Origin of the sequence: Mycobacterium ahvazicum, from assembly GCF_900176255.2 — a bacterium.
Taxonomy (GTDB): Bacteria; Actinomycetota; Actinomycetes; order Mycobacteriales; family Mycobacteriaceae; genus Mycobacterium; species Mycobacterium ahvazicum.
Window position 1 is genome coordinate 1,077,490 of record NZ_FXEG02000003.1, and the last position, 25,586, is coordinate 1,103,075.

The window sequence follows — 25,586 nt, forward strand, 5'->3', positions numbered from 1 at the left end:
TGCACTCGCGCGGCTACTGCGCGTGGTCGGCCAGATAGTCCGCGACGCGGATCGGTGCCGACGCGGCGTAACCGACGGGCAGCAACACGTCGCCGGCGGTCGTGACGTAATAGACGTCCCAGCGGTAGAAGGTGGCAAACGCCGCGGGATCGGCCCCGATCAACGCGGCGTAGTCGTCGACCGCCTGCACGTATCGGTGTGCGTGGTTGTAGCTGTAGACGGCGCGATCGCGGTCGTTGGCAAATCCGTTGGCGTTGAGCATCCGGGCTGCTGCCATGATGCTGTCGTGCGGCGAATTGACGTCACCGCCCTGGCCGTACGACGCGAACGTCGACGGCAAGAACTGCATGGGACCCTGGGCGCCGGCAGTGCTTACGCCGTTGATGCTGCCGAAACGCGTCTCGACCAGGTTGATCGCGGCCAGGTAGTTCCAGCCGACACCCGATTCCGCCTCTGCCGCGCGGTAGTAACCCATCAGCTCGTCGGGCGGAGCCGGCGGGTCGATCCGCCAAGCCGGCACCGTGTCCCGCACTTGCGCCATCGCCTGAAGCTGTCGACGGGCGTCGACGTTGCGGTCGTAGACATCGATCAACGACGCCGGGACTAGTGGCCGGACGGTCGCATCCCATTCCGGATGCCGTCCGATGGCCCGGTAGGCCGCCTGCTCGCGATGCGCCGCCGCGGCGAGCGCTGACTCCGGCGTCGCTTGGTCGCGCAGCGCGAGTTCGTCAGCGACGAGATCTTTGGCCAGCTGCGCTGGGTCGGATGCCAGCTGCGGCTGCACGCCGAGTGGCACACCCGGCGCCTCGGCGAACATCGCCGGTGCCGCCACCGCCCGCCCACCTGCGACGATTGCGACCACGATCACCGCCAGAGCCAGCGGCGCGGCGCACCCATGTCTGCGGTTCATTGCGTCCACCACCAACGATTACGTGAAGCCCTGCGACTGGTTGGCCCGCACCGAGTCTTTCGCATAAGCCCGCATGACTTCAATGGGTGTCCGAACCCGCGGGCAGAGCGAATGCGCAGGAAGCGCGCCTCGGTCGACGTAATCTGAGTCGTCACACAAGACGGCTGGCTGGGAGGTCGATCTGAGCGTGAAGGGCAGACCCACCAAGGCCGACGTCGCGCGCATGGCGAACGTGTCGACCGCGACGGTCAGCTACGTACTGAATAACTCGGTCGGGCGGACCATCTCGGCGCAGACGCGCGCCGCGGTGCACAGTGCCGCAGCCGAACTGGGGTACCGGCCCAACCTTGCCGCCCGCAACCTGGCCCGCGGGAAAAGCGGGGTGATCTTGTACATCGTGCCGCAGCTCGCCGGCGGTGAGATGCCCATGCAGGTGGGCACGCACATGACCACCGAGTTGACCCGCCGCGGCATCATGCAGGTCCAGCTGTTCGAGACCGAACACGACGACGCGGTCGCCGACGCCATCAATCATCTCCAACCGATCGCTGTGACGAGTCTTTTCCCCTTGGGCCGCAAGGCATCTGGCGCCGTGAAGGATGCAGCCATCCCCCATATCTGCGTGCACACCCTGCCGGGGCTCGGCGACCCGCAGTATTCGGTCGGACAGCTGCGTGTCGACCATCTCGTCTCCCGGGGTCATCGCAACCTCGGATTTGCCTACTCCGGCGATCGCCGATGGCGCGCTCTTGGCGACTACTGGATCGACGGCGTCCGGCGCGCGGCGCACCAGCACGGTCTGCCCGACGTCGTGGTGACCGCGTTGACGCCGGACGACAGCGCCGCACCGGTCCGCGACTTGCACGACGCGGGCGTCACCGCGGTCTGCGCACAGAGCGACGAAGTGGCCTTCGTGGTGCTCGACGGCATTCGGCGCGCCGGACTGCGTTGCCCCGACGACCTCGCGGTCATCGGGGTCGACGCCACCGCCCTGTCGCCCTTCAGCGTCCCCGCTCTGACGACGGTCATGTTCGACCGCACGGCGATCGCCGAGGTGGCGCTGACAGCGGTGTTGACCGAGCTCGGCGTGCCCGACGAGCCCCGTCCAGCTGCCCGGAACATCGCAACGCTGGTCGTCCGCGAATCCGCCTGAGCCGTACTGGACACTGACTAGTTACGCGCGTAACCTCTGTCGGGCAACGACGCCACGCGAGCAAAGGGCCGGGAACATTGACTGACGCCATAGCTGTCTACAACCCCTCCAACGAGGAGCTGATCACCGAGGTCCCCGATTCCGATCAGGCGGCCGTCGACGCGGCGGTGGCCCGCGCGCGCGAGACCTTCGAGTCGGGGGTGTGGCGCAAGGCGCCCGCGTCGCACCGCGCGAACGTGCTCTTCCGCGCCGCTCGCATCATCGAGGAGCGCACCGACGAACTCGCCGCGCTCGAAGGCCAAGACAACGGCATGAACCTGACCGCCGCGCGGCACATCATCCCGGTGGCGGTCGAGATGCTGAAGTACTACGCCGGCTGGGTCGGCAAGATCCACGGCGAGTCGGCCAACCTCGTGTCCGACGGCCTCCTCGGCACCTGGGAGACCTACCACACGTTCACCCAGCTCGAGCCGGTCGGCGTCGTCGGCCTGATCATTCCGTGGAATGGGCCCTTCTTCGTCGCGATGCTCAAGGTCGCGCCCGCCCTGGCGGCCGGTTGCAGCGCGGTTCTCAAGCCCGCCGAGGAGACGCCGCTCACCGCACTGAAGCTCGAGGAGATCTTCCGCGCGGCGGGCCTGCCCGACGGTGTCCTCAACGTCATCACCGGCTACGGCGAGACGACGGGCGCGGCGATGACCGCACACCCGGACATCGACAAGATCTCGTTCACCGGATCGACTGAGGTCGGACGGCTGATCGTCAAGGCGGCGGCGGGCAATCTCAAGCGGCTGACATTGGAGCTCGGCGGCAAGTCGCCGCTGATCATGTTCGACGACGCCAATCTCGACAAGGCGATCATGGGAGCCGGTATGGGCCTGCTGGCCGGTTCGGGGCAGAACTGCTCGTGCACCTCGCGCATCTACGTGCAGCGCGGCATCTACGACCAGGTGGTCGAGGGCCTCGCCGGCTTCGCCAAAATGCTGCCGATGGGCGGCAGCGACGATCCCGACTCCGTGCTCGGGCCGTTGATCAGTGACAAGCAGCGCACGCGCGTCGAGGGCATCGTCAACGACGGGGTCGCGGGCGGCGCGCAGGTGATCACCGGCGGCAAGCCGATGGACCGCAAGGGCTACTTCTATGAGGCGACGATCGTCACCGACACCACGCCCGACATGCGCCTCATCAAGGAGGAGATCTTCGGGCCGGTCGGCTGTGTGATCCCGTTCGACGACGAGGACGAGGTGCTCGCCGCGGCGAACGACACGCACTACGGGTTGGCCGGCTCGATCTGGACCGAGAACCTCAGCCGGGCCCACCGCGTCGTCAATGAGCTTCGCGCAGGCCAGATTTGGGTGAACGCCTCGCTCGCAGCCGACCCGTCGATGCCGATCAGCGGCCACAAGCAGTCGGGTTGGGGTGGCGAGCGGGGCCGCAAGGGCATCGAAGCCTACTTCAACACCAAGGCGGTCTACATCGGCCTCTGACGGGGGCTAGGCCGGCTCCCGCGAGCGTAACGTCACGCGGGAAACCGGGCCGATTTTCCACCCTGGCGTTACGCTCGCGGGTCGGCCCTGGGCCGCTTAAGCGAGGCTCTTGGCGAAGCCGCTGAGATCGCAAATGCTGGACACGAAAACCTCGGGCATCGCACCCGCGAATATCAGATCGCCGCCGTGACAGGTGCCCGCGACCAACCGGCCCACGGTGGGTACACCCGCGCGCACCAGACGGCGGTAGTAATCCAGTCCCTCGTCGCGCAACGGGTCAAGTTCGTTCACCGAGATCACATGTGGCGGAAGGCCATTCAGATCCTCGTCGGTCGCGACGCCGGCGAAACAGGTGGGGTCGTTCGAGTTCTCACTGTCGGGGTCGTACAGCGAACCCAGTAGCTCCAGCTGTTGAAGACTGATGAAGTAGCCGTCGCATTCTCGTAGCGAAGGCAACTCCGCGGGGGGTTCGTGCCATCGGTTGGAGATGAACGGGCACTGCGCATAGAAGCCCGCGATTTCGTGCAGCCATCCCTCGCGTTTCGCTTTGTGCGCCACGGTCAGAGTGAGATTGCCGCCGCCGGACTCGCCCGCGACGACCAGGTGGCTGACGCCGAGCTCTGCGCGATGCGATGCCACCCAACGAACGCCGGCTGCGCAGTCGTTCAATCCGGCGGGAAAGGGGTGTGGGCCGAGTTTGCCGCCGGAGTTGCGGAACTCGACGCCGACAACGACAAGGCCGGTGCCCGCGATGTACTCGCGCAGCCGCGTGTACGTTGCGTCGGCGGCGCTGGCGATGGCCATGCCGCCACCGTGCAGGTGCACCACGGCAGGCAATGGGCCATCCGCAGCGGGGCGGCTGACGTAAAGCGTCACATCGTTGCCGTCCTCGCCGGTGATCGTCGTGGCCGTCGTGGTCACGCCGCCCGCGTCCGGAACACCTGCCGCGAACAGGCCGAGAACGGCGCCCATCCCCTCCTCGGCCATCGCGGCATAGGCCAGCAGTTCCTCGAGTGGTGCATCGCGTGTCAGTGCCACCGTCGGCGCATTGCCGTCGAGACCCACCGGCGCAAGAGCGTTGACCATTCGCGGGTCCGCCCGAGGCTCGGTTCGCAGACAACAATCCGGATCAGCAAGGCGACCGTTGGCCATTTTGCGACCTTACTGTCGTCGGCCGCGCCGCCGCTAGACCGAAATGATCGGGGCGAGCGAAACACTGGGCCCTAGCCACCCGCGCTGGCATTGTGACCACTCATGCGGGTGTGGCTGAGCGGCTAGGCAGCGGCCTGCAAAGCCGTACACACGGGTTCGAATCCCGTCACTCGCTCCACGGACTCAGGGCCGCGCCTGCGGCGTCACGAGGAACTTCTCACCGGTCGCTCGCTTGAGGTATTCGTTGAACGCGTCAGGCTGCAGCATTCCGGCGAGCGACACCTCTCGGGTGTAGTTGCTCGCGAACGTCGTCGTGAGCTCGGCTGCCACCCGTGCGCGCAACCGGCCAAAGGTCTCCGCGCCGGCGCGCTGAATGAACGGCGTCAGCAGCCACCCTCCGACGCCCCACGCCATGCCGAAGCTCCTCGTGAGAACCGTGGGACTCGTATCCAGCGCGCCGTAGATGTACACCTGCTTGTGGACGTTCGACCCGTAGCGCGAATACTCCGCCGCAGTCGCATTGGCTGCCTTCTCCATGCCGTTGAGGATCTGGCTGGCCAACGTGCCACCACCGGTGGCATCGAACGCAAGCGTCGCTGACGTCTCTTTGAGCGCCTCGACGAGGTCGGTGCCGAATGAGGGCGAGGAGGAGTTGAGGACATGGGTTGCGCCGAGTGAGCGCAGCAGCTCCTCTTGCTCGGGTTTGCGGACGATATTGACCAGCGGTATCCCGTCTTTCAGGCAGAGCTTGACCAGCATTTGTCCCAGGTTCGACGCCGCTGCGGTGTGTACGAGGCCCGAATGTCCTTCGCGGCGCATGGTTTCCGTCATTCCCAGTGCCGTCATCGGGTTGACGAACGACGACGCGCCGTCGCGGGCCGTGGCCCCCTCGGGCAGGACCAGACAAGCCGACGCGTCGACCGCTCGATATTGCGAGTACATCGCGCCGCCCGCGATCGCCACGGCTTTTCCAACGAGCGGCTGGGCCGCGTCCGAGGGCCCCGCGGCCACAACGGTGCCCGCGCCTTCGTTGCCCACCGGAAGCGACTTGTCCAGGCGCGCCGACAGCGCACCCAGGGCGCCCTCGCCGAGGGAGGCGGTGACCACGGGGCGTTCGGGCGTGCCCGTCACCGCGGCCTTGGTCATGTCGGCGCTGGCAACCAGAAGACCCAGATCCGACGGGTTGATCGGCGAGGCCTCCACTCGCACCAGCACCTCGCTGGCGCCGGGCGTCGGGACGGGTACCTCGTGCAACGAAAGCTCGAGCGTGCCATCGGAGGTCACCAGCGAACGCAGCTCCAGTGCTTCGCCAGGTAGATCTGCGGTCATGGGCGGTGCCTCATTTCTGTTGTCGGTCAGCCTTACAGCGTGTCAACGCGAAAGGCGGCTACACATCTTCCGCCGCGCGGTCTGAAACGGCGTCGAGGTAAAACCACCGGCCGGCGCGGCGCTGGAAGCGACTGCGCTCATGCAAGCGGTCGGCGCGGCCCCCGGATTCGAACTGGGCGTTGAACTCGACCTCACCGCGATCGTCGTCGGGACCACCCGCGACGGTATCGATCACCTCGAGACCCGTCCAGGTGATGCCCGGGTCGACGGTCACGTCGGCCGGCCGAGTTCGCGGATGCCACGTACGAAAGAGATAAGCGGCGTCTCCACAGGCGAATGCCGAATACCGTGACCGCATCAGTTCCTCGGCCGATCGTGCCTGCGACTCGCCGTCGTGCAGCGGCTCGCAGCACCCGCGATAGCCATCACCACTGCCGCACGGGCACGCCGGCCCGAGGAATTCGTCCACGTCATCAAGCCTGACAGACGCTTACGGTCCTGCGGTGGCCGCCGCGTCCTGCAGTACCTGCTGCAACTTGTCGAGCGGATCGCCTTCGGTGGGGTCGAGCCGACGCGGCGGTATCTCGCGGCCATCGGGTGTGACGGCGGCGAGCACTGGGGGCGGTGGTGCGGGAGCGCGGACGGTGCGGCGTTGAGTTTGTTCGTCAGCCGGTTCGCGGTGTCCTGCCGAATGGCCCGCCGTTGCGGGTCCGAGTCGTTGTTGCCCGAGAAACAGTCGTGCGGCGCGGCGTCGACGACGGCCAGTGCGCTTCGGTAGCGTTCGTCAGCATGGGCTCGGTCCCCCGCCGCCGTGGCCTGATCACCCTGAGTTTCGCGTACCAGCTCGAGGTCGACTCGCACGGGGCAAGAACGGGCGGCATCGGTGCGGTCGAGGGCAGCCGAGAAGTGAAAGTCAGCATCGTCGAGCCGGCCGTCGAGAACGGCGGCCGCGCCGGCGGCGAACGAAGCCTTCGCCGGTTCCACCACATTGGCGATGCCGAGGACCTCTGCATCACTTTGGACCGCTCTTGCGTCACCGTGCTCGAAAGAAGTTCCGGCCGAATTACCGGCTACCACAACCGAAATCAGCTTGACGATTACCAATAGCGCCGTGACCGTCACCGGGGCCGAGTAGATCAGCAGCCGTCGTCGTAGCCGCAGCCTTGCCGGTCTATGCATCATGATGCCAAGTCTCGTCGGGCAATACGGCCGCGCCGGAACTCGCGCACCGAAAGATAGATCTCGGCCAGCAGCAGTCCCGCCGCAAGCAACGCAGGCAGCCAGTACAGCTCTACCCGTTCGACCCCGACGTCAAGGCCGCGCGCTGCATCGGGGAGATCGAGCCGGAAGGGCTGACCAGGGTCCCGATGTACGTACCGCACCTCGAGTTGTTCTGCGATTTGCCGCAATTCGGCTTCGTCGATCGAGTCGGTGCGGCCGTAACCCAGCACCGCCCCGCTATTTACCGACCGTGGCGTGAGGTTGAGGTCGCCCTGCCTCGCGGGCGATCCCGGCGCACCGGAGCCGAAGTACAGCACTACGTTGCGCGAACCCGGATACTGTTGCAGCGCCTGCGTCAGCTGGTACCGCAGGACGTTGCCCGGTGCGGCGGCGTCGACATCGGCACCGTCCTGGGCGGCGCCGAGAGCCGCGATGGCCGCACGCAAGCTCCAGACATCTTCAGAAAGCGGCCAATTCAGCGAGGCCTTCGAAACGAAGCTGACGAGTGCGTACCGAGCCGCCGGGTACTGCTTGATCAATTCCGTGATGTCATCGCGTATCCCGGCGATGCGCGGAGTGTCGACGCCGTAGTCCTCGACACCTGAGGCGGCCGACCGATCGACGACGAGGAATACGTTGAGATTCGCTCCGGCCGCGGCCGTTGTCCCAGCGCGATTTTGGTCGTCGCGGATCGTTGGACGGGTGGTTGCCGCAATCAGCAGCAGCACCGCCACGGTCACGCCGCTCCACCGCAGCACCGCACGCAGACGCCGGCTCCCGGCCGACTGCAGCACCCGCCAAAGCGCCACCAGCCGCGCCAGGGCGAGCGCGCCAGCTACGACTGCGAGGATCGGCCAGGGCAGCACGGGCTGATACGTCATCGGCGCAATACCAGTAGGGCCACCGAGAGCACGGCCGCCGACAACAACGCGATCGCCAGCGGTATCACCGGTGCATCACGGAAATCCGCTGTCACGATGGTGCCGTCCGCGAGCCGCGCCGCCGGAGTGTGCGTGCGAATCTCGTTGAGTGCCGCGGTGACTGGCTTTGCCCCAGCCCTGACGTACCGGCCGTCGGTCTGCTGCGCGAGCGCGACCAGAGCACCGCTGGCAGGCGATGGGGCCGTGTCGACCACATTGACCTGAGCCCCCGTACGTTTGGCCAGCTCTCGCACAGAGTTATCGGTGAACAGCGAGGCACGCGACTCCCCCGACGCGCGAAGCTCCGAGGGCCCAAGATAAATCACCGAGCGCCGATGCGAGTCCTGCTGTTCGTTAGCGGTGAAGCCGGTGAGGCACAGCGCGATAACATCATTCACGCTGGGGGCATAGTCCGTGTAGGGCACCGGAGGGGAAAACGACGTCAACTGCCCCTCATGGGCGCCAACGTATCCGCTGAATTGACCGGCCGCGTATTGGTGATCGCGCGTCAACGGGACCAGACGCCGGTTCACCGATGTCAGGCCGATGCGTTGGGTCTGTGGCGAAGCGGTGGTCTGCCGCGCGAAGTAGTCGAGCAGTTCAGTCGTCGCGGGATCGGTTACCGGCTGCGCGACGCACAGCATGATGTCCTCGGGATGCATGGCGTCAAAATCATTGCCGGCCCGGCTTGGCCGGGCCGCGGCCCACGTCGCAGCGCTGAACATAACTGTCAGCACCACCAGTTTCACGATCGTCGACAGTGAACGAAGCCGAGCCACTCTTGCGTACTCGGGCAACCGGGTCAGCCGGGCGACGTTGGCCAACGGTCGCAGCTGTCTGCGGGCAGCGGTCATGGGCAGCAACGCCGCCAGCGCCACGGCGGCGAGGAGGCAGGACGATGCAATGGCCGCTACCGGCCACCATTTCAGGTCCACGAGCGGATCAACTCCTGCGCCGAGGCACTCACCTCGCCGACGTCGACTCGCGTCTCGGCGTTGAACTGCCCGTCTCCGAGGCGGGCCAGCAGGGGCGCGGCCGCGGCCAGACCCCCGTCGGCCACCGCGTCGATATGCAGGTACTGAGCGCGCTCACCAGTCGCCTGATGCAAGAAACTGCGTACCGTCCGGCCGATGGCCGCACACGCCTGCGCCGCCGACGTTCGGCCCGCGTCGTACTCGGCGGCGACACGCTGTACACCGCGCGCGAACCGGTTGCGGATGATCCGGGAGTGCACCCGCCGCACGATGGGGATGCGTCGCAACCGATGCGACGGCAGCGTCCATACGAAAAGGCACGCATACCAAGCGGTTACGCCAAGAACCAACAGGACGGACCACACCAGCCACCACGCCGAGTACGGCTGCGGCCCAAACGCATGGCGCAGCAAGTCATCCGGCACGGGCGGCTACCTCGGTCAGGCCGGCGAGTTCACGCCGGATGTCACTGCTGGCGCCGACAGTTGCGTGCGGAATCGCATGTCCGGTCAGAAACGCACCCAGACGGGCGCGGCGAGCGCGCTCGGCCCGGCGGTAAGCAGCGACGACCCGCGGGCCAAGGTCGGCTCCGTTCAGAACGAAGCGACCGGTGGCGACGTCATACCCGTCCGTGTCGTCGGGCCCCACCGCGGGCATGTCCGACACCATTGCCCACATCATGTCGTGGCGTGCGCGCAGTCGGGTGAGCACCGTGCGGAGCCGGTCATCGATTTCGGGTTCGTCGGACACCACGATGATCAGCACGCTGTGCCGGTAATGCGTTGCGGCGTAATCGAGTTGGCCGCAGATATCACTGGCTCCAGGTTCGTTCGTGGTGTGCTGGTACCAGCGATGCAGTAGTCCCTCGACGTGCGGCTCGCCGCGCTGCTGCGCAATGTTGACGCAGCCGCGGCGGTCGCCGTAGACCATGCCGATCTGATCGGAGCGCCGCAGGCCGATCAGCCCCACCGCACCCATGAGGTGCGCGGCTACGTCGCGCTTGCACTCCCCACTCGGGGCGAGAGCCGACATGTTGCGACCGGCGTCGGCGACGAGCAGGATCTTGTGGTGCTTTTCGGAGACGAACCGTTTGATGAGCACGCTGCCCGAGCGCGCAGAAGCCTTCCAATCGATATCGCGGACGTCGTCACCGGGAACATAAGGGCGTAGATCGTCGAATTCCATACTGCGCGTGTGTAACAGCGTGTAGCGGCCACCCTCGAGCAAGCCGCGGGTGTCGGTGCCGAAGTGGGCCTTCGCCCGGTTGAGATGCTTACCCACGACGACCGTCTGGCACCTCAGGGGACCCTGACGGCCCGCAGTGCGGCGTCCACGACGACCTCGGGGGTGATATCGGCACTGGCCGCTTCAAAGCCGAGGATGAGCCGGTGCCGCAACACCCGGTGGGCGAGCTTCGCGATGTCCTCGGGCAGCACGTGCGCACGCCCGGATAACACCGCCTGCGCCCGGGCCGCCTTACAGAACGCGATCGTGGCGCGTGGGCTGGCACCGTAGTCGACCAGCCTCGCGATCTGCTTGGGCAACGCCCGCGCCGGGTAGCGGGTCGCGTCGACCAGTCGGCTGGCATAGAGCATCAGCGCACGATCCATGTGGACGTGACGCACCACGTCCTGCAGGCGCAGCACGTCTTCGAGGGGCAGCAGGTCGGGCGTGCACTGGATGCGGTGGAAGCGGCCGTGAACCGACTCGGCGAGTACCTTCGCCGCGGTGGTCTTAGCCAGGCCCGGCACGCTTTCGAGCAGGATGTGGCCGCCCGCAAGCAGGCCGATCAGCAGCGACTCCCTGAGTTCTTGCTGCCCGACGATCTTGGCTGCGAATGCCTCGGAGATGGCGCCTATGACCCCCCGCACGCTGTCGAGTTCGCCCTGATCCGGTTGCGTCCGTGCTGTGCTCATACGCACGACGGGGTACCCGGCCACTGAATTTCCACACGTCGGCCGCCCATGAGGCGCACGCCCGACGGGCCGAGGCGGTTGCTCTTCTGTCGGGGCCCGAACGGGCTGCACCGGGGCCTCGAAACGTACGCGCAGATTTCATGTGCGATTCAAAGAATGCGCCGACTGTGCCGTAAGCGTGTCGCCGGTGCTGCGAAACTTATTGCCCTAGAACGCATTCCACACTTTTCGGCGGCCGGCGTAAGTCCCTATTAATTAAACGTTCAGACGAACCGGTCAGGTACCGTTACGCCCAAATATTGACGCTTCCGTAATTCGCAGAAGGGTTCGGGGTTATGGATTTTGGGTTGCTGCCGCCAGAGGTCAATTCGGGGCGCATGTACACCGGTCCCGGCGCGGAGCCTCTGCTCACCGCGGCGGCAGGCTGGGAAGCAGTGGCCGCTGAACTCGAGTCCGCCGCCGCGGGCTACTCCTCGCAGGTTGCGGGGCTGACCGGGCAATGGTTGGGCCCTTCATCGATGGCGATGTCGGCCGCGGCCGCACGCTATGTGGCGTGGCTACACGCCAGTGCTGCCGAGGCCTGGCTCACTGCTACTCAGGCGTATGCCGCGGCGGCCGCATACGAAGTCGCGTTCGCGATGACGGTGCCGCCGCCGGCGATCGCCGCCAACCGTGCACTGCTGATGCTGTTGGTGGCGACTAACTTCTTCGGCCAGAACACCGCGGCGATTGCAGCCACCGAAGCGCAATACATGGAGATGTGGATTCAAGATGCGATCGCCATGTATGGCTACGCTTTCGACTCCGCCACGGCGAGCACCCTGGTCTCATTTGACGAGCCGCCACAGACCACCAACCCGAGCGGGCCGATCACCCAGGCCCGTGCGGTCGCACAGACCGCGACCACTAACACCGTCGCCCGAACCCAAAGCCTGCTGACACAACTCAGCTCTCTGGACGGCACGACCGCACCCCTGTCCGGCGTTGACGTCGGCGCCTCCAACGTCGTCAGTAGCGGAGTCGACGCCAGCGTCGGCGGCTCCAGCGGAGTCAACATCGGAGTCGGCGCCACCGTGGGCGGGTCCAGCGGAGTCGACGCCGGAGTCGACGCCAGCGTCGGCGGGTCCACCGGAGTCGACATCGGAGTCGGCGCGGGCGGCGTCGGTAGCGGCGTCAACACCGGAGTCGGAGTCGGCGGCTCCACCGGAGTCAACACCGGAGTCGGCGCCAGCGTCGGCGGATCCACCGGAGTCGACGTCGGCGTCGGCGTGGGCGGCTCCACCGGAGTCAACACCGGAGTCGGAGTCGGCGGCTCCACCGGAGTCGGCGCCAGCGTCGGCGGATCCACCGGAGTCAACGTCGGCGTCGGTGTCGGTGTGGGCGCAAACGGCGCCGCAGTGTCGACTGGGCCGGTCTCGCCGTTGGTCGGCTCGCCGGGACTGGCCGGAACCGCGGCAATCCAACCTCAGTACAACGCTGAAGGACTCGCGGATTGGGTGGCGAGCACCTTCCCCGGGGCCGGTGCGATTCCTGTGGCGGCGGCCGGATAAGAAATTACCCGTTGCATCAACTCGCCGTCAGGATTCGATACTGGGCAGCCATCTCCTGCTGCACGTTGTCGAGTTGGCGGGCAACAGTTTTGATCGTGTAGCGGCCCGCCGCGGCCAGACACCAGTAGCGGGGCACTAGGCCGTTGGATCCGGCGACGCGCGTGCAGTGGCTGTCCGGAAGACCGGGAACTGAAGAAGCCGCTTGCGCAGCAGGGGTTTTAGCAGCGAGATCACTATAGGCTTGCGCGAGCGTCTGTGCGGCCGAGGGGTCTTTCGTTTGGTAAACGGTGGTCAGGTTCACCGAAACGAAGTCGACACCCGCCGCGGAAAGCAGCGGCCCGTTCTGCACCGGGTCGTCCTCGAGGTGCAGCGCGCCCGCCGGCGGGTAGGCGGCCCCGGACATCGAGGTGGTCTGGTCGTCCGGCGCCGGCAAGGTGCGCGCGACAAGGCCGGTGGGATCCAATGCAAGCGTGGGAAACTCGACGGCTTCGGTTGGCACAAAGGTGTCGATGAGCGGAACCTGGCGATCCAGTGTGCGCCCAGCGAGCTGGGCTTCGCAGTCCGTGCCGGCCGCACACCGCACCACCTGAACGAGTACATAGGGACCACGCGCGGTAAGCGCCGTCAGTTCACGAACCGTTTGGGTGCCCTCCTGGAAAGTCAGCACCGTGCCGTTGGCGTCGGGATGCCCTGGAATGGGCAGCGAGCTTTCTGGCTCGGTCACGATCGGGGTGGCGGTGGGATCTCGAGGCATATGTCGGGCCGCTGTGGTCATGTTCTGCGCCGCCTGCGCGGCCTCCGCGGGGCTGGCGAATCGCAGCACGGAATTGCGCAGCGCCATCTGTGGATTGGGGCCCGGGCTTTGCCGCTCGGTAACGAATCCGACCACCAGCGATAAGTTGTACGCGCCGCCGCCGATCGGCGCCCACACCGCGCGCGTCAGCCCCTTGGTTTCGGCGATCACAGCCGGACCGGAAGAGTTCAGGCCAATCAGACTCGGCTCGACTTCCCAGGGACCGACGACGTAGGCCGCCATACGACGGCCCTCGACCAGTCGCCCCGCGTGGTCGGAGCCGGCATTGCCCAGCGGCGGCTGCGGCGTGACGGGATAGCTCCCAGGGTCGAGCATCGAAGCGTTCACCGGCGCCGTGGACGATGACCTCGACCCGGGCGCGCGGGCGGCTTCTCCGCCGATGGTGTGGCTGCAGCCCGCCAGCACCAGCGCGAGTAGCACACTGACAACACTCGGGTTTGGTTGCAGCAGTTTACTTTTCATATCGACCCGGGCCTTGAGTGACTGGTCACGACGTCTTGCAGATCTTCCATCCGTCTTCGAGTTTCAACGGCAAGCTGACGGTGCGAGTGCCCAAAGTTTCGTTCTGACCCTCGAACGTGGCATCGGCGGTGTTGCCCGTAATCGCGATGTTGGTGATGTTCTTGATCGTGGTCACGCCGTTCTGGGCACGGCCCTTCTTGACGTAATTCATTGCGGTGCCGCTGAATTGGTTTCTCATCGCGGTGCACATCAATTGCAGGTAGGCGTCCCAGTTTTGGGTGTTGTACGCGTCCTGAAACGCCATCAGGGTCTCGCGGATCTGATCCTCGGCCGAAGGGCTGGCCGAGGGGGCCGGCGGCGCCGGGCGACCGGACGGGGCGACGACGGACGGCGAGGCCGAGATACCCGTCTTCTGCGGCAGCGCCGAGCCCCCGGTCACCGTTGTACACGATGTCGCCAGGGCGACGGTAACACCGACGGCCCACAGGCGGGCAATGACCGGCGCGGAACTATTCATCTGTCCCCCCTTGTTGCCTCATTGTCGAGGCACTTTGTTGGCGGTGGCGCTGACCAAAGTGGCGATGTCGGCACCTCCCGCGGCACGGCATTGGCGAATGTCGACTAAGACGTTGCCGCGCACCATCATTCCGTGGTCGCACGATCCGCCACCGCGAAGGGTCGCCGCCAGGGTCAGCACACCGGCGGTAGTCTGCGGCTGGCCGAAGTCCCAGATTTTGGCGGGCGCGCCCGGTTCGGTAACGGTGATGGATTTTCCGCCACACAGGGACCACTGCCCCTCCTGAGCAGTAAGGGCAGAGACGGCCTTGTCGCCGGGGAAGGCGAGAACCGATTGGGTGACGCTGTCTTGCCAGGCCTGTTCGTTCATGCCACGCAACGTTTGCACGGCCACGCCCGTGTAACCCTTTTGCCCGTAGACGCTCTGCTGCGCAGGCGCCCACGCGCCCAGGCATTGCTGGTTATCGACTTCCGCGGAATCGTCGAGCAGGCTGGCGCTGTCTTGCTCCAGAACCAGCGGATCGCCATTGGCCGTGACCGGAAGCTGTGCGGCGGGCAGCAAAATGGCGCGCAATTGGGCGGGCGCGACGTTGGTGGCCGGCGGTCCGGGAGGCGACACCGGCACACCGGGTGACCCGGCACCCTGGCGGGAGTCAGCGCTTGGTCCCGAGGCGTCGGGCCAGACCAGCACGGTGACCGTGGCGGCCAACAGCAGCACCACACCGGCCAGCGCGGCGGCGATCAGACCGCGCCGACGCTTAGGAGCCGGGCCGGGTGGCGGGAACGGTCCGGGTGGCGGCGATCCCGGCCACGCGGACACCGTCGGCGGCTGCGAGGTGTGCGGGTAGGAGTTGACGGCACCGCTGGGTATCGGTGGCAGTGGCGCGTAACGGTTGCGATCGTGCAGCGCCGAAACGGCGGCGTCGGCAAGGGCGCTCGCCGTCGGGAACCGGGCGGCCGGATCTTTCGCCATCGCAACCGCGATCACGTGGTCGAGGGCGGAAGGAAGCGAAGGCACCACGTCGGTGGCTCGCGGCGGCGGTTGGAACAAGTGGGCCATCATCACCGACGCGGCCCCGTTGGTTGCCGCGAAAGGCGTGTTGCCGGTAAGCAACCGATACAGCGTGCAGCCCAGTGAATAGATGTCGACCCGTCCGTCGATGCGCCCATTGGACAGCACTTCTGGTGCGGCGTAGCCGACGGTGGCCACCACCGCCCCGGTGGCCGTCAGCCCCACGTCGTCCAGGGCGCGTGCAATCCCGAAGTCGCCCAGCAGAACTCGCTCGTCGGGGCCGACGGGGCCGGACAGCATGAAGTTGCCGGGTTTGACGTCGCGGTGAATGACGTGGTTGGCGTGCGCGAAATCGAGCGCCCGGGCGACCTGCGTGATGATGTGTACCGCGCGGTGCGGGGTCATGGTTCCGTCGCACAGAGCGGCCTCGGCGTCCGTGCCGTCCACGAACTGCATCGCGATCCACAGCTGGCCGTCGTCCGTCTGGCCACGGGTGTAGACGGACACGATCTGGGGGTGTGCCAGGGCGGCCGCGGTATCGGCCTCGCGGATGAAACGTGCCCGGAAATCCCGATCGCGCGACAGCTCGGCGGATAACACTTTGAGCGCGACTTTGCGAGGCAATGCCGGGTCGGCGGCCAAGTACACAGTTCCCATGCCCCCGCTGCCCAGCACCGCCTGGATGCGGTAACCGCAGACCAGGGACCCGTTTGCCAGCACCCGTCAACCCTACGGTCCGGCGGCCCCCATCCGGGTCAGAACCGGCCGACACTCAGCGATCCCCATGCTCATCGCGCAGATGTGGTGCCCCGGCGTCGTGGTGCGCGATGAGCCGCGAGCACGTCGGCATTTGCCAACGTTTGCGCCTGCGCGGCCAGCGTCGATGCCCCGTTGGCATGGGCGAGGGCCTCGGCCTCGTTGCTCGCTTCCTTGCCGCGTGCGGCCGCCAAATGCCGCTTCGCCTCTTCCAATCGGCCCTGGGCCTGGGCACCGACGTTGTCGCGATGCTTGGCGACGTAGTCGGCGATTTGGCGCAATCGGGCGTCCGCGATGGGCAATGCCTGCACCAACGACTCGACGCGTTGCCCGTCGCGATGGTCGACCGGCCGTGCGGCGCGCCGACGCCGGGCGCGATAGAGCAGAAGAACCACCACGACGATGACCACGACGACGATGACGCCGATCGCGATCCACAGCCAGATCCGGTTCGACGGGCCGGACGCTTTATTCGGCGCCGGCGGTTTGGTCGCCGGTGCCGACTGTTCCAACCCGGCGGCAGCAGCGACGGCGGCACCGCTCCAGTCTTTTGCGCTCACTGCCGGTTCAATCTTGTTGCTGCGCAGACTATTCAAGTCGGCAGCAGTGAGACCCCGCACCTTCCCGGGCACCGAGAACGCATACGCCTTGGTATTGGTGGCCACTGCCAGCAGCGCGTCGTGGTCGTCCATCCCGCTGGCGGTGCGGGTTTTGTCGGCCCAGTTCTCGGGTTTATACCTCGAGAAGTTGTCGACGTAGACCACCCACAGTTGAACGTGCTGATCCTGATAGAGCCGGTCGATCGCCGAGCCGATCGTCGCCCGATCGGAATCCGTCAACACCTGGGTGTTGTCGGTGATGTGATCGGTGAGCTTGGTCGGCGGTTGCGCACCGGCGGGCGTTGTCAGCAGCAGGGCCACCAGCAGGGTCGTCAGGACTACTCCGACCAGGCGGACGATTCGCATACGGGTAATCTAGCCCGCCGCCGGCCGATAGCCCAGATCATGCCCCTAAACCGGGAACCCGCGCGGCCTTGGGCCTATTACCGGCGAGCGATGCTCCCAATCACAATGGCCACCAAGCATTTACAGCTCACTACTTCCGGCAGCCGACCTTACCGCCCGGCACGCGGATGAGCGTTCCGAGGCAGGTGTTCACCCGGGCGGGATCTCCCTCCAGGATGTGGGCACCGACGGGAATGCCGCCCGCGGTTCCCGGCTGCCCGGGGCTGCCGCGGTAGTAGTGGTGGCACATATCCATGTCCCAAATTACGTCCTGGTGCGGCAGAGGACCGCCGGGACACCAAACTCGGCTGCACATCCCCAAGCGGTTGCAGATGTGCGTTGACGGGTCGGCCTGGGCGCTGCCGGGGCCAAGCCCCGCACTGGCCGATGCCATGGCGCTCAAGAACAATGCTCCGACAATGATTCGACGCATGATGTGTTGTCCTGATCGGAGTGTCGCCGGTGCGGGCATTGTTGGCAATGGCACCGACGAAACCAAGTATTGGATTTCCGATCGTCATTGGTCACGAGTAGTGGGCTACTCGATTTCGGCTAAAAGCCTGTGCAGTGCACCTATACCGCCGGGCGCACCCCAAACCTCTTGAACGACTGCTTGACTCGCGTGGGTGTTCAACTCGACGCAGATGTCGCCCCGATTCAGACTCGAAACATCGCGCCCGTCATGCAAGATGAGCAGATGCAGCGCGACCTTGTCCGGCGTCGGCTGGACTACCTCCTGCTCCCGGCCTTCGTGCTCGGCATCATCAACGCCGCCTTGTTGAGTTTGCCGGAAGCCCTCGGAGTTCCTGTCGCCACTGACAGCCCGTGGCCACCTCTGCGTGCCTTGCACACCTGGGCGGTCGAGCAGGAACCGCAGCACCTCGTCATGCCGCCCGCCTTGAAGGCCTCACTGTTGTACGACGGTTTCGTTCAGCTTCCGCTGCTTGTTGTGCTGACCATCGGTGTCTGGAAGCTCAAATCCTGGCCGTGGCTGGGCACGCTGGCCCTGGCCTACGCCGTCAGCGCCGTGATGAACATGTACTTCTACTTCATGCAGACATTTCTCGGACCCGACAGTCCGCCACACCTGACGACCTACCTGCCACTCAACCTGCCCTGGCTGATCGTGCCGATGCTGGTGGCGTACCGCTTCTGGCCGCGGACAGCTTGAGCAGAAGGCGTCTCAGGCGATCAGCAAGGCGACACCACTGTCAGTGACGTCGACGCTGACGCAGGATAGATCGGTCACGACGACGTCGGCGTCGACCAGTTCGGCCGCGGGGTGAGTCGTCGTGACGGCTAGCACTTGCGCCCCCGCGGCTCGGCCGGCACCGACGCCCGCGGGCGCATCCTCCACCACCAGACACTCACGTGCCTCGAAGCCCAGCGCGGCGGCCGCCTTGAGGTAGCTCTCGGGGTCTGGCTTACCGAACGCCACATCCTCCGCGCCGATCAACAACATCGGAGCCGGGAGCCGTGCCGCCGCCAATCGAGCGGCCATCAACGAACGGGGCCCCGACGTCACCGCCGCCCAATGACTAAGGGGTAGGGCATCGAGCAACCGATGCGCTCCCGGTAGCGCCAAGACGCCATCCAGATCAGCGGATTCCTGCAGCGCGAGTAGCCGGGCTGTCGCTGCGGCCCGCTGCTGTGGCGCGACGAACTGCGCGACAGTGTCTTCGGTTCGCCTGCCGTGACAGACCTTCAGTACCTCGTCGTAGTCGACGCCGTATTCGTGGGCCCAGGTGCCCCAGGAGTGTTCGACCGTGGCGGTTGAGTCAACCAAGGTGCCATCGATGTCGAACAAGACTCGTTTGCCGTGCAGAACCGCCATCGACTGCAACCCTAATGCGGGTAGCGTCCGCACACCCGACGGTGTGTCCTAGGAAACAGGCGCGGTAGCCGGTCATGCACTCGGCTTCGGATCCGGCGACCAGAGGTTCAAGGGGCGGATACGGTCGGTCTGGGGTTTGCCGTCGCCGATGGCGTCGACGATGTTCAGACCGGCATCACTCGGCCGTCCCGCGCAGAAACCCGCACGTCAAACGGCTTCTTCGAGACCGCGTTGCGGCGACCGGGAGGCCCCGTCTCGTAAGATTGGTCGTTGCCCATACGCGAGTCGCCAGCTTTTGTAAAGGCGAATCAAAGGAAATTTAACTACCTTTATCCTAATACGTTCAATTTGCAGTGTCCTGATATCATACGTTAATCAACCACTTGGCCCTGTGCCTGCCGCTACCCAACGACGCAGCGTCAGGCATTTGCAGCGTGGGCGACGAAAGGATTTCTTGGTGCCAACAGCCACCAAACAAGCTCAATACGAGTTGATTCACGAGACTTTGCAACAAGGAACGGCGGCACTCGACTTCACGACGTCCCTGTTCGAAAAAAGTTACAAATCTCACTTCCCTGACCACACCAGCGAGGTGAGCACCCTGCTGCAGAACGCGTGGAAGTATCTGCTCGCAGCCAGCGACGGGCATGATTTATATCAGGTATGCACAGAGGTGCATGAGCAGTTCTTCACGTCCGAAGGATCCGGGTCGTGGTTCAGCGAGGGCTACTCGAGGTATAAGTCACTGCGCAAGCCGATACAGGATTTCAACAACCTCGCGGACGCCATCAAAGGCCGCACAGTGCTCGACTTCGGCTGTGGCCGAGGTCATTTGGCGGCACTGATCGCTCGTGCCGGCTTTGACTGCTCCACCACAGACGTCATGGACTACCGGGGCGAGGACGCTGCTGCCTTACCTTTTCGGCAGATGTCGTCGCCCATTGATGTGCCCTACCCGGACGACTCCTTCGACAGTGCGATTGTCAAGACGGTGCTCCATCACGTTGATGAGCCCGATCTGATTCCGCTGCTGGCAAATCTGCGGCGTGTTGCGCGGCGGTTGATTATCGAAGAGGATACCTACGCCGTCCGCCCAGCGCGGCTGGGAGCGGTAAGAAAACAGGCTGAATTAGCTGAATTCAACAAATTGAATGACCGGGATCAATTCCGCACGCTGATGCTCATTGATTTCTTCGGAAATGCTGTTGCGCAGGGCCTCGTCGATATGAATTTCGGCTTTCAGTTCAAGCGTGTCAGCGAATGGCATTCGATTTTCAGTAGCCTTGGCTTCCGTACCGTGGAAACGGAAATCGTGGGGTTCCGCCCTGGCAACATTCACAAATGCTGCCAGGTCCGCTTCGTCGTTGATCGCGAGGAAGTGTAAGGAAGCGGCTATTTGGCCGGCCGCTCGAGCCCGAGATGATCGCGCAAGGTGGAACCGGCGTACTCGGTGCGGAATCGCCCCCGGCGCTGCAGGATGGGCACAACATGGTCGACGAATGTCGTGAGCTCGTGCGGCAGTGTCGATCCCATGATCGTGAACCCGTCGACCGCGCCGGCATCCTGCCATGCGATCACGTGATCGGCCAGCTGCTCGGGCGTGCCGACGAAATGTGTCTGCCCCGCGAGCCCGCCGGTCACCTCCTTGGCGATCTGCCGCAGGGAAGCCTGTGGCCGCGCACGCGAAGCCGCGAAGAGCTGCTCGGCCCGGCTGGACGGCGCCGACCGCTGCGCCCAGAGCTCGGCAGGCAGCGGAGCGTCGGGGTCGAAGCCATCCGGATCAAGTCCCGCCGTGTAAAGAGTGTTCTGCCAACGAAATTCAGGATTCTCCAGGTCTTCGAGGCGCTGTGCCCGCGCCCGCGCTTCAGCCTCGGTGGCGCCGAGGGTGATCATCAACGCGGGCAGGACCAGCATCTGATCGGGCTTTCGGCCGATGGCCGCGGCCTGCTGATGGAGGTTGGCCCGGAAAGCCACCGCCGCCTCCAGTGAGGGCGGCCCGGAGAAGACCACCTCGGCGTATCGCGCGGCAAGCCCGACGCCCGCGGCGGACTGTCCCGCTTGGACGAGCACCGGGTGTCCCTGCGGACTGCGCGGAAATGGCTGGACACCCTCGACGTCGTAGTACTTGCCGTGGAAACGCGGCGCATGCAACTTGGCGCGGTCTGCCCACACGCCGCGTTCGCGATCACCGATGACCGCGTCGTCCTCCCAGCTGTCCCATACGTGGGTGACGGCGTCGACGAATTCGTGGGCCTGCGCGTAGCGGTCTGCGTGCTCCGGGTGGAACCGCTCGCCGAACGCGGCTGCGGCCAGCGGCGTGACGGTGGTGACGATGTTCCAGCCGGCGCGCCCGCCACTGAGGTGATCCAGCGTCGCGAATCGGCGGGCCAGCTCCCACGGCTTGCTGTAGGTCGTCGAGCCCGTCCCGATCAACCCGATGCGATCGGTAACCGCCGCCTGCGCCGAGAGCACCGAAATCGGATCGAACTGCGTCTGAGGCAGGTAGGTGGCGCGATATTCGGCGATGGCGATGTTGTCGGCCAAGAAGATCGAGTCCATCAACCCGCGTTCAGCGATCCGCGCGATATCCGTGTAATAGGACAGGCCCAAGACGTTGCGCACATCGTCGTCGACCACGCGCCACGCGGCCTCGTGATAGCCGTTCGGCCAGATGAAAGCGTTGAAGTGCAAAGGCCCCGTGCTCATGAGTTCGACTCCTTCGTGCGCGTGAATGCCCGCCAGGGTGTTGTTCATCCAGACATGGCCACAGCCCTGGCACTCCGAAGAGGCAACGTGGCGCGGGGCTGAAATAGTCCTGCTAGATCAACGTCCGCAGATTTCGAAGATGAATTCGTGACCGCAGATGCGGATGCGATCACCATCGGCCAGCGTCGCGCCGGCTAGCTGCTGATGGTGGCGATCTGGGCGTCAGACAGCTTCGCCACGGCTCCCGGCAGCGGCTGAGCGTAGAGGTGCGGCCTGCGCAGGTACCTCGGGGAACTCCCTGCGGTGACCGCCCAGTGCAGGAAAGCCCGAATCGTCTGCGCGACGGCGGGATCCTTCTGCTTGCTGTAGACCACTGCGTATTCGTAACCGACGATTGGGTATCCGTCCGGGACCGGTCCGTTGACCAGTGAAATCGCCTGGTTGGCCGGGGTTTGCGCAACGAAGCCCGACGCCGCGGTGTCAACGCTTTGAGCGCTGGCCAGCACGAAATTGCCTGAGGCATTGCCTAATTGGGCGTCGCCGAGGCCCTTCTCCATAGCGTCGTCGTAGTACCGGGTGCCGATGTAGGCCACGCAGCCAAGAGACTTGACGCAGCCACCCAACATGCCGGCTTGGCCCGCGGCGCCGACGGCGTTCGACACCGCGGGAAAGTTGACGGTGGTGCCGGAGCCGGGCGAGTTACCCCAGCCGTCGGGGTCTTGCTTGGCCAAGTACTGGGTGAAAAGGAATGTGTCGCTGCTCTGACCGTCGGAGCGGTGTAACGGGACTACCGGGATGGCCGGCAGTTCTACCTCAGGGTTCATCGCGGCAATCGCCGGGTCATTCCAGGATTTGATTGTTCCCTGGTACATGGCTGCCAGTACTTTGCCGTTGAGCTTGAGGTGGCCGGTGACACCGGGCAGGTTGTAGTGCACGTGCACCGAGGAAACCGCCATCGCGATGTTCATCAGGCCCTGGTGCGCGGCGATGTCAGCGTCGGACAAGTAGGCGTCAGAGGCGCCGATGTTGACTGCGCCCGCAGCCGCTTCGGCGATCCCGACGCCGGATAGCGCGCTTTGGGTATTGATCGTGACGTTGGGGTATCTCGAGTGAAAAACCCCGGCCCACGAGCTCATCAGCGGGTAGAGATTGTTGGAACCGGTCTCGGACAAGGTCACGTCCGACGTGGGGGGCGCGGTGGCCAGATTGCGGGAGGTGGACCCGGCGCTGCCTGAACCGCCTGTCGAGTTCGAACCGCATGCCGCCGCGAGCAGCATCACCGCCGCGGCAATAAGCACACGAAACTTCATCCGTCCTCCCCGTGCTTTTCCGGTGTGCAACTGTCTACGATCCCACCGAGCCAGCGAACATTATCGCTTTGGTTCAGGCTCGGGTGGCAAAAATGAGACGATCGGTCTCTTGGAGTATGGTCTGGCGCGGACCGGCGGACCCAATGTGTATGTGCGTCAACGCTTCACCGATACCCCGCTAGGTGTGCACTTTCCAGCCAGCCAATGGGGTCGGTGCAGCCGGAGCGTTGGGATCGTTGAACTCGATGTAAAAATCGCCCTGTTTCACATTGCTGTCGTAGGCGATGAATCCGTGCGCGGTTTGGCCGTTGGTGACGGTGCCCGAGCGCAGCGGCGGCGTCTTGCCGATCGTCTGGTAATCGACCATGGACGAGCCGCCCTGGATGTCCCGGTAGGGGTCTTGCCGCCACGGGGTGGAGGCGGCGGTGATGGACCTTTCGCTATAGCTGAAGGGTGCATCGGACTTACCGACGATGGTGAGCTCGATGACGTTGCAGCCTCCCCCACCGAGACTGGTGCATCCCGACGAGACCCAGGTCGCGTTGTTGAGCGTGACGTCGGCGGTCGCGGTGCTGTACTCCGTGACATGGATCGACGTGCCGGACTTGCCGGTCGGAAACGGCGACTGCTGGGCCGTCGGGTCGGCGTTGCCGACGGGCGCCGTCGCGCACGCCGTCATCGCCAGCATTGTCGCAACCGCTGCGCGGATGGGCGGAGGTATAGCCACCAGCAGACGATAGCGCGCTGTGGAGGAGGCATTTTCTCGTGTCGGGCGGCCCGCCCCCGATGCCGGGAGGTATCTCGAATCGCGGGCAGGCCTTGCGGCCCCTACTATTCGGCTAGCGGGGTGCTACGGATGTAGTCACCGCTGGAACCCGGGGCGGCAATACCGTCGTCTTCGACGAAAAGGAATCCCAGCATGAAGACGAGAGCATTGATGGCCGCCTTTGGCGCCGCATCGGCGGCCTTGGCCGCTGGTGTGATGTGGACAGCGTCTCCGGCGTCGGCCGGCACCCCGTATTGCGATTCGCTGGGCAACCCGCAGCAAGCTCATGAGTGCAACTGCGGCTTCGACTTCGCGCCGGCTAGTCCTGAGTTTCAGGACTGCATGCGCGGAACTGCGGCTGCCCCCGCTGCACCGCGGCCTTAGCCTTCCGGCCCACCCCGAGCCGGGGCCTTGGCCGGCACCGAATCCGTTTGCCGCAGAGTCCATTTTTGCCGGTAATCGGCGGTTATGATCTCGCCATCGCGAGACGACAGGAGCCGCCCATGCCCGGAGACCAGCAGCGTGTGGTCGACCTGCGCGCGCAACAGGTTGTCCCGGACGTCGGGCGGACGTTGTGGCTAGGCACTCTGCTGCAGTTCGGATTGCGCTCGGTGCTGATCGTGTTGGTCGTTGCGACCTTGTTGCTGGAGCCTCCGGACCACTACGAGTGGGTCTGTGTGTCCATCCCGATGGTGTACGTGATCGTCCTCGGATGCTGGACCGCGTGGGCGCTGCGACGTCGGGCGCCCACGACAACGTCCACCCGGACGGTGGTACCACTGCTCATGCTGACCGCCGACGTCGCGATGGTCTCTGTCCTGTCGATACTCGCCGGCGTGACGTCGCCGCAGGACTGGACATCGGACGTGATGAGGAATGGCTTCTTCCTGATTCCGTTGATCGCGGCCGCCCAACTGGATCCCAAGATCAGTGCGGCGGTGGCGATTCCGACTTTGTCGGTATTCGTTCTGACGTGCTGGATCACCAGGTCGGCCAACCAGGAGCCGTGGGCGTCGATCCTGCTGAGCTCGTTCGTCTTGGCCGCGCTGGCCGGCGGATCGGTTGTCTTATCGTTCATCCAGCGGTCCAGAGTGGACATGATCGCGGACCTGGCGCGGCAACGGCGCCAGCTGCTGGAAGAGTTACTCGAAGTGGAACGGCATGAGCGGCAGGCAATCTCAGAGCGTCTGCACGATGGCGCCCTGCAGTACATCCTGGTCGCGCGCCAAGACATCGAGGATGTGCGCGAAGGTTCGGCCGATGCCGCGGACCGGGTGGCATCGGCGCTCGCCGAATGTTCGGGCCTGCTGCGCGACGTGGTCCGGGAACTGCACCCAGACGTTCTCGTGCGGATGGGATTGAAATCAGCCCTGGCCGCTCTCGCCGAAAGCCTCGGTTCCCGGGCAGGGCTCACCGTCGATTTCGACGCGTCGAGTTGGCCCGATGGCTTGCGCACCGAGGCCGATGACGTGCTGTACAACGCTGCGCGTGAGGCGTCGAACAATGTCATCAAACATGCACGGGCGCAAAATGTTCGGATCGAGTTACAACACTGGGACGGGCTGGCCTCGCTGCGTGTGGCCGACGACGGCGTGGGCATCTCGGAGGCGGCCATGGCGCGAAAAGCTGACGAAGGCCACATCGGAATGACCTCGATGCGCGCGAGAGTGCTTGCCTCCGGTGGACAGTTCGACGTGCGTTCGACCTCTCCCGGAACCGAACTCGCCATCTCCATACCCCTACGGACGGCAAGGCATCTCACCGCCGCGTGACCTGCTCCCGTCATCACCGGTCGCA

The 25,586-nt window shown here is 65.4% G+C and carries 27 protein-coding genes and 1 tRNA gene; 9 read left to right on the forward strand and 19 right to left on the reverse strand.

Annotated elements, in window-relative coordinates:
• Positions 1–13: 13 nt before the first annotated feature.
• Positions 14–817, reverse strand: coding sequence for a lytic transglycosylase domain-containing protein (locus MAAFP003_RS17760; RefSeq protein WP_243394151.1), 804 nt, complete (start codon positions 815–817; stop codon positions 14–16).
• 316 nt (positions 818–1,133) lie between these two features.
• Between MAAFP003_RS17760 and MAAFP003_RS17765 the strand changes: the two genes are divergently transcribed.
• Both MAAFP003_RS17765 and MAAFP003_RS17770 read left to right on the forward strand, forming a co-directional pair.
• Positions 1,134–2,063 (forward strand): LacI family DNA-binding transcriptional regulator, encoded by a 930-nt coding sequence (locus tag MAAFP003_RS17765; RefSeq protein ID WP_096291247.1) that lies wholly within the window; start codon positions 1,134–1,136, stop codon positions 2,061–2,063.
• 77 nt (positions 2,064–2,140) lie between these two features.
• Complete coding sequence (locus MAAFP003_RS17770) at positions 2,141–3,547, forward strand: aldehyde dehydrogenase family protein (protein WP_096288971.1); 1,407 nt, start codon at positions 2,141–2,143, stop codon at positions 3,545–3,547.
• Between the two features lie 96 nt (positions 3,548–3,643).
• Here the strand turns inward: MAAFP003_RS17770 and MAAFP003_RS17775 are convergent, their stop codons facing one another.
• The gene (locus MAAFP003_RS17775; protein WP_096288973.1) at positions 3,644–4,699 is read right to left on the reverse strand and encodes an alpha/beta hydrolase fold domain-containing protein; all 1,056 of its coding nucleotides are present in this window, start codon (positions 4,697–4,699) and stop codon (positions 3,644–3,646) included.
• Between the two features lie 104 nt (positions 4,700–4,803).
• Here MAAFP003_RS17775 and MAAFP003_RS17780 point away from each other — a divergent pair.
• Positions 4,804–4,877, forward strand: a tRNA-Cys gene (locus MAAFP003_RS17780).
• 5 nt (positions 4,878–4,882) lie between these two features.
• On the opposite strand, the gene MAAFP003_RS17785 is transcribed toward MAAFP003_RS17780, so the two are convergent.
• Both MAAFP003_RS17785 and MAAFP003_RS17790 read right to left on the reverse strand, forming a co-directional pair.
• Complete coding sequence (locus MAAFP003_RS17785; RefSeq protein WP_096288975.1) at positions 4,883–6,028, reverse strand: zinc-binding dehydrogenase; 1,146 nt, start codon at positions 6,026–6,028, stop codon at positions 4,883–4,885.
• 58 nt (positions 6,029–6,086) lie between these two features.
• Positions 6,087–6,497 (reverse strand): YchJ family protein, encoded by a 411-nt coding sequence (locus MAAFP003_RS17790; protein ID WP_096288977.1) that lies wholly within the window; start codon positions 6,495–6,497, stop codon positions 6,087–6,089.
• Here MAAFP003_RS17790 and MAAFP003_RS30025 point away from each other — a divergent pair.
• Together MAAFP003_RS30025 and MAAFP003_RS30030 are read left to right on the forward strand one after the other, a co-directional pair.
• Positions 6,423–6,806, forward strand: a complete 384-nt coding sequence (locus tag MAAFP003_RS30025; protein ID WP_207768551.1) for a hypothetical protein — start codon at positions 6,423–6,425, stop codon at positions 6,804–6,806. The two genes, MAAFP003_RS17790 and MAAFP003_RS30025, sit on opposite strands and share 75 nt — an antisense overlap.
• A gap of 11 nt (positions 6,807–6,817) precedes the next feature.
• The gene (locus MAAFP003_RS30030; protein WP_207768552.1) at positions 6,818–7,135 is read left to right on the forward strand and encodes a hypothetical protein; all 318 of its coding nucleotides are present in this window, start codon (positions 6,818–6,820) and stop codon (positions 7,133–7,135) included.
• Positions 7,136–7,206: 71 nt separating this feature from the next.
• Here MAAFP003_RS30030 and MAAFP003_RS17800 read toward each other — a convergent pair whose 3' ends face one another.
• Genes MAAFP003_RS17800 through MAAFP003_RS17820 form a run of 5 tightly spaced genes read right to left on the reverse strand, consistent with a single transcriptional unit; the run spans position 7,207 to position 11,059 of the window.
• Positions 7,207–8,130, reverse strand: coding sequence for a vWA domain-containing protein (locus MAAFP003_RS17800; RefSeq protein ID WP_096288979.1), 924 nt, complete (start codon positions 8,128–8,130; stop codon positions 7,207–7,209).
• A complete protein-coding gene (locus MAAFP003_RS17805) occupies positions 8,127–9,104 on the reverse strand; it encodes a hypothetical protein (RefSeq protein ID WP_096288981.1) in 978 nt (325 codons plus the stop codon). The genes MAAFP003_RS17800 and MAAFP003_RS17805 overlap by 4 nt, the downstream gene beginning before the upstream one ends.
• Entirely contained in the window at positions 9,095–9,568 is a 474-nt protein-coding gene (locus tag MAAFP003_RS17810) for a hypothetical protein (protein WP_096288983.1), read from the reverse strand. Before MAAFP003_RS17810 ends, MAAFP003_RS17805 begins: the two co-directional genes overlap by 10 nt.
• Complete coding sequence (locus tag MAAFP003_RS17815; protein WP_096288985.1) at positions 9,558–10,424, reverse strand: DUF58 domain-containing protein; 867 nt, start codon at positions 10,422–10,424, stop codon at positions 9,558–9,560. Before MAAFP003_RS17815 ends, MAAFP003_RS17810 begins: the two co-directional genes overlap by 11 nt.
• A 17-nt stretch (positions 10,425–10,441) precedes the next feature.
• Complete coding sequence (locus MAAFP003_RS17820) at positions 10,442–11,059, reverse strand: AAA family ATPase (RefSeq protein WP_096288987.1); 618 nt, start codon at positions 11,057–11,059, stop codon at positions 10,442–10,444.
• Positions 11,060–11,394: 335 nt separating this feature from the next.
• Between MAAFP003_RS17820 and MAAFP003_RS29955 the strand changes: the two genes are divergently transcribed.
• Positions 11,395–12,609, forward strand: a complete 1,215-nt coding sequence (locus MAAFP003_RS29955) for a PPE family protein (protein ID WP_207768553.1) — start codon at positions 11,395–11,397, stop codon at positions 12,607–12,609.
• Between the two features lie 16 nt (positions 12,610–12,625).
• Here MAAFP003_RS29955 and MAAFP003_RS17830 read toward each other — a convergent pair whose 3' ends face one another.
• The 5 genes from MAAFP003_RS17830 to MAAFP003_RS29225 all read right to left on the reverse strand — a co-directional run bounded on the left by MAAFP003_RS17830 (position 12,626) and on the right by MAAFP003_RS29225 (position 17,429).
• A complete protein-coding gene (locus MAAFP003_RS17830) occupies positions 12,626–13,885 on the reverse strand; it encodes a DUF7373 family lipoprotein (protein ID WP_096288989.1) in 1,260 nt (419 codons plus the stop codon).
• A gap of 25 nt (positions 13,886–13,910) precedes the next feature.
• Positions 13,911–14,402 carry an Rv0361 family membrane protein gene (locus tag MAAFP003_RS17835; protein ID WP_133160871.1) on the reverse strand — a complete coding sequence of 164 codons (492 nt, stop codon included), beginning with the start codon at positions 14,400–14,402 and terminating at the stop codon, positions 13,911–13,913.
• 18 nt (positions 14,403–14,420) lie between these two features.
• On the reverse strand, positions 14,421–16,133 hold the full coding sequence (locus MAAFP003_RS17840; protein WP_243394109.1) for a serine/threonine-protein kinase PknH/PknJ: 1,713 nt from the start codon (positions 16,131–16,133) through the stop codon (positions 14,421–14,423).
• 68 nt (positions 16,134–16,201) lie between these two features.
• Positions 16,202–17,134: a TPM domain-containing protein gene (locus MAAFP003_RS17845; protein WP_096288993.1), complete on the reverse strand. Its 933-nt coding sequence runs from the start codon at positions 17,132–17,134 to the stop codon at positions 16,202–16,204.
• 130 nt (positions 17,135–17,264) lie between these two features.
• The gene (locus MAAFP003_RS29225; RefSeq protein ID WP_165796428.1) at positions 17,265–17,429 is read right to left on the reverse strand and encodes a hypothetical protein; all 165 of its coding nucleotides are present in this window, start codon (positions 17,427–17,429) and stop codon (positions 17,265–17,267) included.
• Positions 17,430–17,870: 441 nt separating this feature from the next.
• Between MAAFP003_RS29225 and MAAFP003_RS17855 the strand changes: the two genes are divergently transcribed.
• Complete coding sequence (locus tag MAAFP003_RS17855) at positions 17,871–18,344, forward strand: DUF2781 domain-containing protein (protein WP_165796429.1); 474 nt, start codon at positions 17,871–17,873, stop codon at positions 18,342–18,344.
• A gap of 12 nt (positions 18,345–18,356) precedes the next feature.
• Here MAAFP003_RS17855 and MAAFP003_RS17860 read toward each other — a convergent pair whose 3' ends face one another.
• Positions 18,357–19,007 (reverse strand): HAD-IA family hydrolase, encoded by a 651-nt coding sequence (locus MAAFP003_RS17860; protein WP_096288999.1) that lies wholly within the window; start codon positions 19,005–19,007, stop codon positions 18,357–18,359.
• Positions 19,008–19,464: 457 nt separating this feature from the next.
• Here MAAFP003_RS17860 and MAAFP003_RS17865 point away from each other — a divergent pair, with 457 nt between their 5' ends.
• On the forward strand, positions 19,465–20,391 hold the full coding sequence (locus MAAFP003_RS17865) for a class I SAM-dependent methyltransferase (protein ID WP_165796430.1): 927 nt from the start codon (positions 19,465–19,467) through the stop codon (positions 20,389–20,391).
• Between the two features lie 8 nt (positions 20,392–20,399).
• Here MAAFP003_RS17865 and MAAFP003_RS17870 read toward each other — a convergent pair whose 3' ends face one another.
• The 4 genes from MAAFP003_RS17870 to MAAFP003_RS17885 all read right to left on the reverse strand — a co-directional run bounded on the left by MAAFP003_RS17870 (position 20,400) and on the right by MAAFP003_RS17885 (position 24,061).
• Entirely contained in the window at positions 20,400–21,713 is a 1,314-nt protein-coding gene (locus MAAFP003_RS17870) for an NtaA/DmoA family FMN-dependent monooxygenase (protein ID WP_165796431.1), read from the reverse strand.
• A gap of 194 nt (positions 21,714–21,907) precedes the next feature.
• The gene (pstS, locus tag MAAFP003_RS17875; RefSeq protein ID WP_096289005.1) at positions 21,908–23,023 is read right to left on the reverse strand and encodes a phosphate ABC transporter substrate-binding protein PstS; all 1,116 of its coding nucleotides are present in this window, start codon (positions 23,021–23,023) and stop codon (positions 21,908–21,910) included.
• Positions 23,024–23,201: 178 nt separating this feature from the next.
• A complete protein-coding gene (locus tag MAAFP003_RS17880) occupies positions 23,202–23,711 on the reverse strand; it encodes a hypothetical protein (RefSeq protein ID WP_096289007.1) in 510 nt (169 codons plus the stop codon).
• Between the two features lie 143 nt (positions 23,712–23,854).
• Positions 23,855–24,061: a hypothetical protein gene (locus MAAFP003_RS17885; RefSeq protein WP_096289009.1), complete on the reverse strand. Its 207-nt coding sequence runs from the start codon at positions 24,059–24,061 to the stop codon at positions 23,855–23,857.
• 231 nt (positions 24,062–24,292) lie between these two features.
• On the opposite strand from MAAFP003_RS17885, the gene MAAFP003_RS17890 reads away from it, so the two are divergent.
• The gene (locus MAAFP003_RS17890) at positions 24,293–25,561 is read left to right on the forward strand and encodes a sensor histidine kinase (RefSeq protein WP_096289011.1); all 1,269 of its coding nucleotides are present in this window, start codon (positions 24,293–24,295) and stop codon (positions 25,559–25,561) included.
• Positions 25,562–25,586 lie beyond the last annotated feature (25 nt).